This window comes from Mycobacterium sp. GA-1199 (genome assembly GCF_001500045.1).
In the GTDB taxonomy this organism is placed as follows: Bacteria; Actinomycetota; Actinomycetes; order Mycobacteriales; family Mycobacteriaceae; genus Mycobacterium.
The window spans coordinates 105,444-118,382 of the sequence record NZ_LQIX01000034.1; the positions used below are offsets into that span (position 1 = coordinate 105,444).

Sequence of the window (12,939 nt, forward strand, 5' to 3'; positions counted from 1 at the left end):
AGGTCTCACATGACTCACGGACCCGCTGGTGACTCCTCGACAGGTGTGGATTACGAGGAATCCGAACACAGCGGTCGCGTCGTCCTCATTGCATCCGTGGCCGCGCTCGGCGGCTTGCTGTTCGGCTACGACAGCGCGGTCATCAACGGCGCGGTCGCGGCGGTCGAGGACCACTTCCAGACCACCAAGGCGGTGACGGGCGTCGCCGTTGCGGCCGCCCTGATCGGCGCCGCGATGGGCGCGGTGGTCGCCGGCCGGCTGGCCGACAAGATCGGCCGGCTGTCGGTGATGAAGATCGCCGCGCTGCTGTTCTTCATCAGCGCCTTCGGCACCGGCCTGGCGACCAACATCTGGATGTTCGGGCTCTTCCGTGTCGTGGGCGGTATCGGCGTCGGCGTGGCTTCGGTCATCGCACCGGCATACATCGCCGAGACCTCACCGCCCCGGATCCGGGGCAGGTTGGGTTCGCTGCAACAGCTGGCCATCGTCACCGGCATCTTCGTCTCGCTGGCAATCGATGCCCTCCTGGCCCACCTCGCCGGTGGGTCACGCGAGGAGCTCTGGCTGGGGATGCCCGCCTGGCGCTGGATGTTCCTCGTGATGGCGGTGCCCGCCGTGGTCTACGGCGTGCTGGCGTTCACGATTCCCGAATCGCCGCGTTATCTCGTTGCCACATACCGTATTCCGGAGGCCCGGCGAGTCCTGTCGAGGCTGTTGGGGGAGAAGAACCTCGAACTGACGATCACCCGCATCAAGGATTCGCTGAAGTCGGAGACACCGCCGTCGTGGCGCGATCTGCGCAAGCCGACCGGAGGGCTTTATGCCATCGTCTGGGTCGGTGTGCTGCTGTCGGTGTTCCAGCAGTTCGTCGGCATCAACGTGATCTTCTACTACTCGAACGTGTTGTGGGAGGCCGTCGGCTTCGGGGAGGGCCAGGCGTTCCTGATCACCGTGATCACGTCGGTCACCAATATCGTCACCACGCTGATCGCCATCGCGCTGATCGACAAGGTCGGCCGCAAGCCGTTGCTGTTGGTCGGGTCGACGGGCATGGCCATCACGCTCGGCACGATGGCGATCCTCTTCGGCACGGCGCCGGTGGTCGACGGCCAGCCGAGCCTGGACGGAATCGCCGGCCCGATAGCGCTGGTGGCCGCGAACCTCTTCGTGGTGTCGTTCGGCATGTCGTGGGGTCCGGTGGTCTGGGTGCTGCTCGGTGAGATGTTCCCGAACCGCATCCGCGGCGCCGCGCTGGGCCTGGCCGCCGCAGCGCAGTGGATCGCCAACTGCGCGATCACGGCGTCGTTCCCCGCACTCGGTGACTTCTCGCTCGGCGTCGCCTACGGTTTCTACGCCATCTGCGCGGTGCTGTCGTTCCTGTTCGTGTGGAAGTACATCGAAGAAACCAAGGGCAAGCACCTCGAAGACATGGGCAACGAGGCCGCACCGCAGCAGGAGAGCGTCTGACCGGCATCGAGGAGTCGGTCGACGTACTCGTCGCCGGCTCCGCAGGGGCGCTGGCCGGAGCCTATACCGCTGCGCGGGAGGGACTTTCGGTCGCGATCGTGGAGGCCACCGACCGCTTCGGCGGTACGTTCGCCTACTCCGGGGGCGGGGGAATGTGGTATCCGTGCAACGCGGTGCTCGCCCGCGCCGGATGCGACGACACGATTGAGGAGGCGCTGCGCTACTACCGCGAGGTCGTCGGCGACCGCACGCCCGCGGCTCTTCAGGAGACCTACGTCCGCGGCGGCGCGGCGCTGATCGACTACCTCGAACGCGACGAGCACTTCGCGTTCAAAATCCTGCCGTGGCCGGACTACTACAGTTCGGCGGCCGGGGCCCGCAACGACGGCATGCGCCACATCGTTTCCAAGGCGGTACCCGACGAGCGTCTCGGTCGCTTCGCGGGTCTGGTCCGCGGGCCGCTGGACCATGAGCGCCTCGGGGCGCCGCAGCCCGATCTGCTCACCGGCGGGCGGGCGCTGGTCGGACGGTTCCTGTGGGCGATGGCCGACAACCCCGCCGTGACCGCCCATTTGTCGACCACCCTTGTCGAGTTGGTCCTCGAGGCCGGCCGCGTGGTCGGCGCGGTCGTCGACCACAACGGTGAGCGCCGCACGATCACGGCGCGGCGCGGGGTGCTTCTCGCCACGGGCGGTTTCGAGCAGAACGCCGACATGCGGGCCGAATTCGGCGTCCCCGGGTATGCCCGCGACACCATGGGCGCCCCGGCCAACACCGGAATGGCGCATCGGGCGGCGATCGCCATCGGGGCCGGCGTGGACCTGATGGACCAGGCCTGGTGGGCGCCGGGGCTGATCCATCCCGACGGCCGTGCGGCGTTCGCGTTGTGCTTCACCGGCGGTATCTTCGTCGACCGGTCCGGCCGCCGCTTCGCCAACGAGTCGGCGGCCTACGACCGGCTGGGCCGCGCGATCCTGGCGGCGATGCGCGACGGCACGGTGGGGTCGCGGTACTGGATGGTCTACGACAGCCGAACCGGCGAGCAGCCGCCCGTGATGGCCACCAACGTGTCGTTCTCGCCGACGGAGCAGTACGTGTCGCAGGGGTTGTGGGTGCAGACCGACACGCTGGCGGGGCTTGCCGAGCAGATCGGTGTTCCGGCAACGCAATTGGAGAACACGGTGCGCCGGTTCAACGAGTTCGCGGCGCGCGGTGTCGACGAGGACTTCGGTCGCGGCGCCGAATCGTTCGACCGGGCCTTCACCGGTGGCTCGTCGCCGCTGGTGCCGATCGACACCCCGCCCTACCGCGCGGCGGCGTTCGGTGTCTCCGATCTCGGCACCAAGGGCGGGCTGCGCACCGATGTCGACGCCCGCGTCCTGGATACCTCCGACCGGCCCATTCCGGGGCTGTACGCGGCAGGCAACACGATGGCGGCCGTGTCGGGAGAGACCTACCCCGGCGGCGGGAACCCGATCGGGGCGTCGCTGTTGTTCAGCCACCGCGCCGCGCTGCACATGGCGCGTACCTCAGGACGGTCGGGCAAACCGGCGTGACCCGGCGGGTGCGAGCGTGACACAATCGCGTGCCGTGAAGACCTTCGACGCCCTGTTCGCTGAGCTCAGCGAACGCGCCCGGACCCGCCCCGCCGGTAGCGGCACCGTCGCAGCTCTGGACGGAGGCATCCACGGGATCGGCAAGAAGATCCTCGAGGAGGCCGGCGAGGTGTGGCTGGCGGCCGAACACGAAAGCGATGACGCCCTCGCCGAAGAGATCAGCCAGCTCCTGTACTGGACACAGGTCTTGATGCTGGCGCGCGGCCTCACCCTCGACGACATCTACGGGAAGCTCTAATGTCTGCTCTTCGCCCGAGAGGCTCATCGCCGATGTCCCCTCTTCGTGTCGCGGTTCCCAACAAGGGCACACTCTCCGAACCGGCGAGCGAGATCCTGTCCGAGGCCGGCTACCGTCGCCGCACGGACACCAAGGACCTGACAGTCGTCGACCCGGCCAACAATGTCGAGTTCTTCTTCCTGCGGCCCAAGGACATTGCGATCTATGTCGGGTCCGGGCAGCTGGATTTCGGGATCACCGGCCGAGACCTGGCCGCCGAATCGGATGCGCCGGTGCGGGAGCGGTTGGCGTTGGGATTCGGCTCGTCGTCGTTCCGGTACGCCGGTCCGGCCGGACGCGATTGGCGGGTGGAGGATCTGGCGGGGAAGCGGATCGCGACCGCGTTTCCGAACCTGGTCCGAAAAGACCTGGCGGCCCACGGGATCGAGGCGACGGTGATCCGGCTCGACGGTGCGGTGGAGATCTCCGTGCAACTCGGCGTGGCCGACGCGATCGCCGACGTGGTGGGCTCCGGCCGTACGCTCGGGCTGCACAACCTCGTCGCATTCGGCGATTCCCTGTGTGACTCCGAGGCGGTGCTGATCGAGCGGGACGGCGCGCCCGACAGTCCCACCGGCGCCCAGTTGGTGGCCCGTGTGCAGGGCGTGGTTCGTGGCCAGCAGTACCTGATGCTCGATTACGACTGTCCGCGCAGCGTGCTCGAAAAGGCGACCGCGGTGACCCCCGGGTTGGAGTCGCCGACGATCGCTCCGCTCGCCGACCCCGCGTGGGTGGCGGTGCGCGCTTTGGTGCCCCGCCGCGACGTCAACAAGATCATGGACGAACTCGCCGCCATCGGCGCCAAGGCGATCCTGGCCTCCGACATCCGATTCTGTCGCCTGTGATTCGGCGCGACCCCGTCCAGCCTGCGTGTTAGCGTCCGGAGGTCCATAACACCGGCCGGAGGTCGCCATGACGCAGGTCCTGATTCTGGTACTCGCTGTGTTGATCGGCGTCATCGCCGGCCTGCGCGCACTCACCGCACCCGCGGTGGTGTCCTGGGGCGCCCTGCTGGGGTGGATCGACGTGGACGGGAAATGGTCGGAGTGGATGGCTCATCCGATCACCGTCACCGTGCTGACCATCTTCCTGCTCGTCGAACTGGTCACCGATCAGCTGCCGAGCACACCAAGTCGTAGGACGGCGCCGCAGTTCATCACCCGGCTCATCACGGGTGCTTTCGCCGGCGCGGTGATCGGCAGTGCGTACTTCCACACGTTCAGTGCGCTCGGCGCAGGCGTCATCGGCGCGGTCCTCGGCACGATGGGCGGCGCGGCGGCACGTCAACGCTTCGCCGACCTGCGCAACGGTCAGGACCGCCCGGGCGCGATCGTCGAGGACATCGTCGCGGTCGGCGGCGGCTTCCTGATCGCGTTCCTGGTCAGCCTGGTGTGAACAGATGCCGCTTGAAATGACTGAAGTGACAGAACAATTCGACGCGATCATCGTCGGCGCCGGGCAGGCCGGACCACCACTGGCGGGCCGGCTGACGCAGGCGGGGCAGACGGTCGCGGTGATCGAACGCAAACTCGTCGGCGGAACGTGCGTGAATTACGGATGCATCCCGACCAAGACCCTGGTCGCCAGCGCGCACGCCGCTCACCTGGCCCGCCGCGGCGCTGAATACGGCGTCAGCACAGGTGATGTCCGCGTCGACATGGCGAAGGTCAAGGCACGCAAGGACAAGATCGTGCTCGGCGACCGCGAGGGCGTCGAGTCCTGGCTCGACGGCATGGACGGATGCACGTTCATCCGCGGCCACGCCCGATTCTCCGATCCGCACACGATCCGCGTCGACGGCCGAGTGCTGTCTGCGGACAAGATCTTTCTCAACGTCGGCGGTCGCGCCGTCGCACCCGACATGCCCGGGCTCGCAGACATCGACTACCTCACCAACGTCGGCATCCTCGAACTCGACACGGTCCCCGAGCATCTCGTCATCATCGGAGGTAGCTACATCGCGCTGGAGTTCGCGCAGATGTACCGCCGCTTCGGGGCCGGAGTCACCGTGATCGAGAAGGGGCCGCGGTTGACCTCGCGCGAGGACGAGGATGTCTCGGCCACGGTCAAAGACATCCTGCAAGCCGAGGGCATCAACGTCGTCCTCGGTGCCGACGCGATTCGATTCACCAAGACCGGCAGCGGCTTCGAGGTCATCCCGAGTGACGGTGCGGCGCCCATCGCGGGAACCCATCTGCTTGTCGCGGTCGGCCGCACCCCGAACACCGACGACCTTGGGCTGGAGAATGCCGGGGTCGAAACCGACAGCCGCGGCTACATCGTCGTCGACGATCAGCTGCGCACCAACGTCGAACACATCTGGGCCATGGGTGACTGCAACGGCAAGGGCGCGTTCACGCACACGTCGTACAACGACTTCGAGATCGTCGCGGCGAACCTGCTCGACGACGACCCGCGACGTGTCAGCGACCGCATCACCACGTACGCGCTCTACATCGACCCGCCGCTGGGCCGCGCCGGTCTGACCGAGGCCCAGGTGCGCGAGTCGGGCCGAAAGGCGTTGGTGGGCAAGCGCCCGATGACGCGGGTCGGCCGCGCGGTGGAAAAGGGCGAGACGCAGGGCTTCATGAAGGTGGTCGTCGACGCGGAGACCGAGCAGATCCTCGGCGCGGCGATCCTCGGCGTCGGCGGCGACGAGGTGATCCACTCGATTCTCGACATCATGACCGCGAAGAAGCCCTACACCGCGATCTCACGCACCATGCACATCCATCCGACGGTCAGCGAGTTGGTGCCCACGATGCTGCAGGAGATGACGCCGCTCACCTAGGCCGACGATGGAATACCGTCGAGGCATGCCCACGCCGTTGTCGAATTCCGATGCCTTGGCCGCCAAGGACGAGATCCGCGATCTCGTCCTTCAGTACTGTCGCGCGATGGATCGCGGCGACATCGCGCTGGCCGCAACGCTGTACGAACCAGACGCCCGCGACGAGCACGGCTTCAACGCGACAAACACGGCCCAGGAGTTCATCGACTCGATAGGAGTCTTACTCGGTGGTCTGGCGGCGGTTCAGCACAACGTCACGAATCACCTGATCCGGATCACCGGCCCCGAGACCGCCGAAGGGGAGGCCTACGTTGTCGCCTACCACCGTGCCGAGCGTGATGGCGTCGAGTATGTGCTGATCACCGGCGGCCGCTATCTCGACCGCTATTCCAAGCACGAAGGTCAGTGGAAATTCGCGCAACGCAAGTGCGTCGCCGACTGGACTCACGAGTTCTCGTCGCCACTCGCGACCGATGCCAAGAAATCGGTGTCGGGCAAGCTGGCCAAGGGGCGCATGGACGCCCAAGACCCCTCTTACGCGTTTTTCACCGCATTTCCGCGCGGGGAACGGGCGTAACTCCTTACGACTAGGTGGTCGTGAAGGGGTTGTGCTCGGCGATCAACTTCTCGATCCGGGCCTCATCGAGCCGCACCCGGATGGTGGCGGCTTCCTGCTGGTCGCGGATCACCTTGGCCAGCGTGAACGAACTGGTGACGAGAAACAGCGCCGTCATACCGAGGAACAGGCGCTGCCAGGGGTCGAGGGGAAGGAACAGAATTCCGCCGAGCAGTCCGAGCAGGCTGACGCCGAAAGCGATTGCGGCTTGCAGGAAGTACGCGGCGGTGGTCCGCGAGGAGGTTGGTGTGTCCATGTCGCCAGCGTGCAGGCGCGGCCGACCACGTGGGTAGGTAGAACTACCCGAGCTTCCCGGTCGCGCGGATCACAAGGGCGACTGGCCGATCTCGGTCAACGCCCACACGAGGTGGCACTGCCACTGGAGATCGGCGGTCACGGGCGCCGTTGCACCAACAACGTCTGCGCCGAGGTGCCGATGAACCCCTGCCGGTCGAAGAGTTCGGCCGTGGTCACCCCGATACCGTCCGGGCCGATCGAGCCACGGGCGCGCACCGCGAAGTCGTCGCCCGTGGGCAGTCGGTGCAGATGCACAGCGGTGTCGGTGTTCATGAACACAAACGACTCCGGGTCCAACGCCGCACCTGCGCCGTTGGCGCTGTCCACCACCATCGCGAGCCGCTGCAACGCTGTCGTCGGCTCCGAATCGACAAGTGGGACAAGCGGACTCATCCACACGACGTCTCCGGTCTCGCCGGTCTCGGCTTGCCTCCGCCAGCTCACCGTCTCCAGGTACCCTTTCGCGTCGACCCAAGCGTGCGGCACCTCCATGGCGGTGCCCTCGACGAGCGGGGGATAGCGGTCGGTGGCCGCATCGGCGGTGTCGCTGGTCGCCAACAGCCATGCCGTCACGCGGGCAACCGCGCGCCGTGTGCCGTCGGGCCGGTTCTGCAACATCTCGGCCACCATCAGCGAGATTCGGGCTCCCGGACGTTCGACCCACGCCCGAACCCCCACCTTCTCGACGGGTATCGCGCCCAGGATGTCCAGGGTCAATCGACCGATGCGCAGTCCGGAATCGGCGGCCAGTTCCTCGATGCGCCTGGTCATCAGCGCCAACGGCGGTGAGCCGTGCTGAATTTCGGGATTCCAATTGCTGCGCGTGCCGTCGGTCGACTCGAAGATCTCGAACTCGTCTTCAGCGCCGATACGACGGTAGTGGCAGTCGATCACGCGGCGGGCTCCGCGGCGCGAAGCACGATGTCCTCGGCGGTCGGTGACCCCTCGTCGGGTGCCTCGGGCCAACCCGGATACGGCGGCGGGGTTCCGCCGAACACCGGGCAGTGCGCGTGGTGGGCACACCAGTCGCACATCGCCGAGGGCTGCGGGCGGAAATCACCTGTGGCCCCAGCGTCCTGGATGGCCCGCCAGATGGCGGTCAGGGTCTTCTCGAACCGCAGCAGCTCCTCGAGGTCCGGGGTGTAGTCGAGGATCTGACCGTCGGCCAGATACAGCAGCCGCAGCCGTGCGGGCAGCACACCACGCGACCGCAGCAGCGCCACCGCGTAGAACTTCATCTGGAACATGGCCTTGAACTCGGCCAGCGCCCGCGCCTCGGGCGGCGCGTTGCCGGTCTTGTAGTCGACCACCCGCATCTCACCCGTCGGGGCGACGTCGATGCGATCGACGAAGCCGCGCAGCAGCGTCCCGTCCGCCAGCTCGACCTCGACGCGCTGCTCACAGCTGTCCGGGTCGAAGCGGGTGGGATCCTCCAACCGGTAGTAGCCGGCCAGCAGGTCGCGCGCCTCCGCCAGCAGCGCGGCCCGCACCTCGGGGGCGAACTCGTCGGCGAGGCCGGGGTGCTCGGCGACGATGCGGTCCCAGGCCGGCTCGACGAGCGTCATCGCGGTTTCCGGACGGCGTTGGGCGGCCGGCAGCGCGTACAGCTGCTCGAGGGCCGCGTGCACCACCGAACCGCGGACCTGGGCAACCGAGGACGGCTCGGGAAGCCGGTCGATCGCGCGGAAGCGGTACAGCAGCGGGCACTGCTTGAAGTCGGCGGCCCGCGAGGGAGACAGCGCCGGGCGCCGCAGCTCCTGCTCACCCCGGTCGTTCATAGCGCCAGCCTAAGACCGGTGTCCGACATTTAGCCTCTGTGTGAGTTCACGGGCAGGTCCGAGGGTCCGACTGGGACACGTGGTGATCCCTGAGATTTGAACGGCCTCCCGTGGACTTTGGTGTCTGGTCGTGCGGTGTCCTTGTTCGGGAACTTGGAGCCAGCCCGTGGGTGTGGACTCCTGCTTAGAGAATGTCTGGGCCGTGGCCGCGGCGCCCCGTCACCTGGTCATCTGAAAGCGCTAGTGGCAGGAGGGTTTTGTGGTGGCATTGACGTTGGGGATCGACGTCGCGGTCCGGGCTGCGCACCAGGCGACGCTGGCTCGTGACGGCAAAACGGTGTGGCGGGGCCGGAAGTTCTTGACCCGCCCCGAGGACCTGGAGCGGGTGTGGGCCGATGTGGGTGCCCAGGATCCCGCTGAGCTGACGGTGGTGGTCGAGCCCACCAGAAACGCCTGGATCGTGATCGGCGAGTGGTTTCGCCGGCGCGGCGCAACGGTGGTGATGGTGCCGACCACGCAGTCGGCTGACTTACGTAGGTACTACTCCAAACATGCCAAAAACGATCGGATCGACTCGGAGCTTTTGGCCCGGCTGCCGTTGCTGCACCCGGAAGGATTGCGTCCCTACACCGGGCAAGGCCCAGCTGATCCGTTACGGCGGCTGACCAAGCAGCGTTCCACGATGGTCAAGCGCCGCACCGCGGTCTATGCCCGTCTCGATTCCCTCATCGAGCTGTTGGGACCGGCCTGGTATGCAGTGCTGGGCTCCAATTACGGCAACGCCGCGCTGGAATTTTTGGCCCGTTACGCCGATCCGCACGCGGTGATCCGGCTCGGCCAAGCCAGGCTGGCCAGGTTCTTGGCCACACGCTCGCGCGGCAACTGGCGCGACGAGCATGCCGTCGGTCTGATCGCGGCGGCCAAAGAAACCCTGCTCCTGTGGAATGTCGACGGCACCGATGGGATGGACTTCGCCGAACTGGCCGCCGACATCGCCCACGAAGCCGAACAAGCACTGTTTTTGACCCGTCAGATCAAAGAGATCGATGAGCGCATCGCCAACCTCTACGCCGACGCCGACCCGCATGGGATCGTTGCGTCCGCACCCGGGGTCGGTCCCACCATCAGCGCGGTCATTGCCGGGCGGATCGGTGACCCGCACCGTTTCACCTCGCTGGCTGCGATCCGCGCCTACACCGGACTCATCCCGAAGGTCAGCCAATCCGGGGTGGCTAAAACCGAGTCGTCGATCACCAAGGCAGGCGATCCGCTGCTACGCGAAATGCTTTACACCGCAGCTGATCAGGCACGCAAAGTCGATCCCCAGTTTGCCGCCAAGTACCACCGACTGATGGCCGGAAACCGCCACCACGACTCAGCGATCTGCCATCTGGCCACCATGCTGATCACCCGCATCGCCACCTGCATGCGCACCGGACAGCCCTACCAGCTGCGCGACGTCGACGGCACCGCGGTCACCGAATCCCAAGGCCGCGCCATCGTCAAACAGCGCTACCAACTCGATCCCCGCCAACGCGATCACGTCCGCCACAAACTCATGCGCGAGCGACGCAAAAAGGCGGGCCAGGAGTCACAGAAGTCGCCAAGCGCTCCAACATCCCAGCCCGCTAAACGCAACCCTACGACAAACCCACAAGTGGCTTGACCTTCGTTAGGAACTCAACCCCCGATACCCGCGGCGGCGCGTCAACTGGCAGGCTGAACGACTGTGCCAAGGACCGGTCCGTTCGCCGTCGGCGATCGGGTGCAGCTCACCGACGCCAAGGGTCGTCACTACACGATGGTGTTGACGCCCGGCGGGGAGTTCCACACCCATCGCGGCGTCATCGCCCTCGACTCCGTGATCGGGCTGCCCGAGGGCAGCGTGGTCAAATCCACCAACGGCGACCAGTTCCTGGTGCTGCGGCCGCTGCTCGTCGACTACGTGATGTCGATGCCGCGCGGCGCCCAGGTGGTCTACCCCAAGGACGCCGCCCAGATCGTGCACGAGGGCGACATCTTTCCCGGCGCCCGGGTGCTGGAGGCCGGGGCCGGCTCCGGCGCGCTGACGTGCTCGCTGCTGAGGGCCGTCGGCCCCGACGGTCGCGTGATTTCCTACGAGGTCCGCGAGGACCACGCTCACCACGCCTCGCGCAATGTAACGACCTTCTTCGGTGAGGCCCCGGTGAATTGGGAGCTGGTGGTCGCCGACCTGACCACCTACAGCGGTCCGGAGGTCGACCGCGTCGTGCTCGACATGCTCGCTCCGTGGGAGGTCTTGGGCACGGTCGCCGATGCACTGGTCGCCGGCGGCGTGCTGATGGTCTACGTCGCGACCGTCACCCAGTTGTCGCGAGTGGTGGAGGCGCTGCGCGAGCAGCAGTGCTGGACCGAGCCGCGGGCCTGGGAGAGCATGCAGCGCAACTGGCACGTCGTCGGGCTTGCCGTGCGCCCGCAACACACGATGCGCGGCCACACCGCGTTTCTGGTCAGCGTGCGCAAACTGGCGCCGGGCGCGGTGGCGCCGATGCCGCTGCGCCGGAAACGCCAGCTCGGCAGCTGACGGTGCCGGGCTGACGGCCACGTCCGGGCGATCAACCCGGTGGGGCGCTCCTGCAGTCGTCGCTGCTGCGCCGCAGGCCGCGGCGCACCGACAACAACTCGAACTCCGGACGCGCGGCCACCAGACGCTCGGCGGCGTCGAGCACCTCGACGACATGACCACGGTCGGCGGCCACCAGAGCCACTCCGACGTTGGCCCGCCGGTGCAAGTCCTGGGCGCCGGTTTCGGCGGCCGAGACGGCGAACCGGCGGTGCAGTTCGGCGATCACCGGCCGGATCGCGGAGCGCTTCTGCTTGAGCGAGCGCACGTCGCCGAGCAGTAGGTCGAATTCGAGCCAGCCGATCCACATCGGCGGCTACGGCGTCGGTGTCGGCGTGGGGGCCGGACCGAGCTGCAGCAGTGCGTCGGTCGTCGAACGGGTCAGCTGCCACTGGTTGCCGGCGAGGCGAAACTCCATCGGGAACGTGAACTCGCCCGCTTCCGGATTGGCGGTCCGGACGGTGACGACGGCCCCTACGACGCCGTTCGCGCCGTCGGACCATGTCAGATCCCTGGCCTCGAAAGTGGCCGGTGCGTAGCCGCCGTCGCGTAGCGCGTTGGCGAACTTGTCCATCGATTCGCTGTCGGCCGCGGTGGCGTCCTCGATCAGGTGGAGCTTCTCGGCTCCGGGAACGTCGGCGTCGGCGATGCGTGCCAGCACTTCGGTGAGGGCCTCGGGCGGCGGCAGGGGTGCGCTCGTCGCCCCAGGGTCGGGCACCGTCGGCGGCGTCGTGGCAACCGGCGGCGGCTCGGTCGCGGCGGGGGGTGGAGTCTGCGGCTCGTCGGCGCCACATCCGCAAAGCCCGAGCGCCGCCGCAAACGCGACGGCGCTCAAGCCTGCGAAACGTTTGGTGCGACGCACCGGGCTCCTAGCCGACAGCGGCCAGCAGCGCCATCAGCGACTGCTTCGCCATCTGCCAGCCGGTCGGGCTCGGGCCCGGCACGAACTGAATGTTCTGACTGGCGGTGCCGCCGGTGGCGGAGGTCGCGGTGACATCGGCCGACACCACGGGGCCGTTCTGGTCGATGTTCGCCAACGTGAAGGTCAACGGGAACTTGCCTTCGGCTGCTGCCTCACGAAGCTTGGTGTCGGCGACGCGGCTCTCGATGCGTCCGATGCCACCCTGGATGTACGGCGCCTTGCTGGCGGCGGCCCCGGACGTGCCGAGCGCCTGCAGCGTCTGGAGAAGCGGGCCTTCGAGTTCGGGAGCCGGCGCCTGAGGCATCGGGATCTCCCAAACGACCGGGGCGACGGTCGGTGCGGCGGCCACATTGGGGGATGAAATTGAAGTCACACCCGCCGCGGCACCGCCGACGACAGCGACCGCTGCGACGCCGGTAACGAGGGCTTTCAGGGTCACGATTTTCCTTTCGATCGGCCCAACACATCAGAGAGGTTAACAGTGGTGCAGGTGTGTCGAATTGCTAGACCGCACACAAAGGCTGAATCGCCGGTAGCTTTGAAGTTGTTACTGCACCAACTCTCGGTGCGGGG

General features: G+C 67.3%; 15 protein-coding genes. 9 read left to right on the top strand and 6 right to left on the bottom strand.

The genetic code is table 11. From position 1 onward, the window contains the following. Positions 1-9: 9 nt before the first annotated feature. The 7 genes from AU198_RS18545 (at position 10) to AU198_RS18575 (ending at position 6,728) form a co-directional block, all read left to right on the top strand. Positions 10-1,467 carry a sugar porter family MFS transporter gene (locus AU198_RS18545; protein ID WP_082691094.1) on the top strand — a complete coding sequence of 486 codons (1,458 nt, stop codon included), beginning with the start codon at positions 10-12 and terminating at the stop codon, positions 1,465-1,467. Next, a complete protein-coding gene (locus AU198_RS18550; RefSeq protein WP_064350201.1) occupies positions 1,464-3,023 on the top strand; it encodes an FAD-binding protein in 1,560 nt (519 codons plus the stop codon). Before AU198_RS18545 ends, AU198_RS18550 begins: the two co-directional genes overlap by 4 nt. 16 nt (positions 3,024-3,039) lie before the next feature. After that, on the top strand, positions 3,040-3,321 hold the full coding sequence (locus tag AU198_RS18555) for a phosphoribosyl-ATP diphosphatase (RefSeq protein ID WP_064350030.1): 282 nt from the start codon (positions 3,040-3,042) through the stop codon (positions 3,319-3,321). A gap of 32 nt (positions 3,322-3,353) precedes the next feature. Further along, the gene (gene hisG / locus AU198_RS18560) at positions 3,354-4,205 is read left to right on the top strand and encodes an ATP phosphoribosyltransferase (RefSeq protein ID WP_064350031.1); all 852 of its coding nucleotides are present in this window, start codon (positions 3,354-3,356) and stop codon (positions 4,203-4,205) included. 67 nt (positions 4,206-4,272) lie between these two features. Then, positions 4,273-4,755 (top strand): DUF4126 family protein, encoded by a 483-nt coding sequence (locus tag AU198_RS18565; RefSeq protein ID WP_064350032.1) that lies wholly within the window; start codon positions 4,273-4,275, stop codon positions 4,753-4,755. A gap of 16 nt (positions 4,756-4,771) precedes the next feature. Further along, positions 4,772-6,151, top strand: coding sequence for an FAD-containing oxidoreductase (locus AU198_RS18570; protein ID WP_064350033.1), 1,380 nt, complete (start codon positions 4,772-4,774; stop codon positions 6,149-6,151). A 25-nt stretch (positions 6,152-6,176) separates the two neighbouring features. Further along, positions 6,177-6,728 (top strand): nuclear transport factor 2 family protein, encoded by a 552-nt coding sequence (locus tag AU198_RS18575; protein WP_064350034.1) that lies wholly within the window; start codon positions 6,177-6,179, stop codon positions 6,726-6,728. Between the two features lie 10 nt (positions 6,729-6,738). Here AU198_RS18575 and AU198_RS18580 read toward each other — a convergent pair whose 3' ends face one another. The 3 genes from AU198_RS18580 to AU198_RS18590 form a co-directional block, all read right to left on the bottom strand. Then, positions 6,739-7,023: a YiaA/YiaB family inner membrane protein gene (locus AU198_RS18580; RefSeq protein WP_064350035.1), complete on the bottom strand. Its 285-nt coding sequence runs from the start codon at positions 7,021-7,023 to the stop codon at positions 6,739-6,741. Positions 7,024-7,160: 137 nt separating this feature from the next. Then, positions 7,161-7,958 (bottom strand): thioesterase family protein, encoded by a 798-nt coding sequence (locus AU198_RS18585; RefSeq protein WP_064350036.1) that lies wholly within the window; start codon positions 7,956-7,958, stop codon positions 7,161-7,163. Then, positions 7,955-8,842: a RecB family exonuclease gene (locus AU198_RS18590; protein WP_064350037.1), complete on the bottom strand. Its 888-nt coding sequence runs from the start codon at positions 8,840-8,842 to the stop codon at positions 7,955-7,957. The genes AU198_RS18585 and AU198_RS18590 overlap by 4 nt, the downstream gene beginning before the upstream one ends. A gap of 262 nt (positions 8,843-9,104) precedes the next feature. Between AU198_RS18590 and AU198_RS18595 the strand changes: the two genes are divergently transcribed. Together AU198_RS18595 and AU198_RS18600 are read left to right on the top strand one after the other, a co-directional pair. Further along, entirely contained in the window at positions 9,105-10,508 is a 1,404-nt protein-coding gene (locus tag AU198_RS18595; protein ID WP_082691115.1) for an IS110 family RNA-guided transposase, read from the top strand. 63 nt (positions 10,509-10,571) lie between these two features. Continuing rightward, the gene (locus tag AU198_RS18600) at positions 10,572-11,405 is read left to right on the top strand and encodes a tRNA (adenine-N1)-methyltransferase (protein WP_064350038.1); all 834 of its coding nucleotides are present in this window, start codon (positions 10,572-10,574) and stop codon (positions 11,403-11,405) included. Between the two features lie 31 nt (positions 11,406-11,436). Here the strand turns inward: AU198_RS18600 and AU198_RS18605 are convergent, their stop codons facing one another. From AU198_RS18605 to AU198_RS18615, 3 genes are read right to left on the bottom strand one after another with little or no spacing between them, the layout of a single operon-like run. Further along, a complete protein-coding gene (locus tag AU198_RS18605; protein WP_064350039.1) occupies positions 11,437-11,754 on the bottom strand; it encodes a DUF503 domain-containing protein in 318 nt (105 codons plus the stop codon). A 6-nt stretch (positions 11,755-11,760) separates the two neighbouring features. Continuing rightward, positions 11,761-12,306 carry a lipoprotein LppK gene (gene lppK, locus AU198_RS18610; RefSeq protein WP_197416160.1) on the bottom strand — a complete coding sequence of 182 codons (546 nt, stop codon included), beginning with the start codon at positions 12,304-12,306 and terminating at the stop codon, positions 11,761-11,763. Positions 12,307-12,313: 7 nt separating this feature from the next. After that, positions 12,314-12,805 carry an MTB12 family secreted protein gene (locus AU198_RS18615; RefSeq protein WP_064350040.1) on the bottom strand — a complete coding sequence of 164 codons (492 nt, stop codon included), beginning with the start codon at positions 12,803-12,805 and terminating at the stop codon, positions 12,314-12,316. Positions 12,806-12,939 lie beyond the last annotated feature (134 nt).

What these genes read in the sequence shown, in the direction of transcription:
- AU198_RS18605 (WP_064350039.1), bottom strand. Translation starts at nt 11,754, where the DNA reads ATGTGGATCGGCTGGCTCGAATTCGACCTACTGCTCGGCGACGTGCGC.
- AU198_RS18545 (WP_082691094.1), top strand. Translation starts at nt 10, where the DNA reads ATGACTCACGGACCCGCTGGTGACTCCTCGACAGGTGTGGATTACGAG.
- AU198_RS18580 (WP_064350035.1), bottom strand. Translation starts at nt 7,023, where the DNA reads ATGGACACACCAACCTCCTCGCGGACCACCGCCGCGTACTTCCTGCAA.
- AU198_RS18565 (WP_064350032.1), top strand. Translation starts at nt 4,273, where the DNA reads ATGACGCAGGTCCTGATTCTGGTACTCGCTGTGTTGATCGGCGTCATC.
- AU198_RS18590 (WP_064350037.1), bottom strand. Translation starts at nt 8,842, where the DNA reads ATGAACGACCGGGGTGAGCAGGAGCTGCGGCGCCCGGCGCTGTCTCCC.
- AU198_RS18575 (WP_064350034.1), top strand. Translation starts at nt 6,177, where the DNA reads ATGCCCACGCCGTTGTCGAATTCCGATGCCTTGGCCGCCAAGGACGAG.
- hisG (WP_064350031.1), top strand. Translation starts at nt 3,354, where the DNA reads ATGTCCCCTCTTCGTGTCGCGGTTCCCAACAAGGGCACACTCTCCGAA.
- AU198_RS18570 (WP_064350033.1), top strand. Translation starts at nt 4,772, where the DNA reads ATGACTGAAGTGACAGAACAATTCGACGCGATCATCGTCGGCGCCGGG.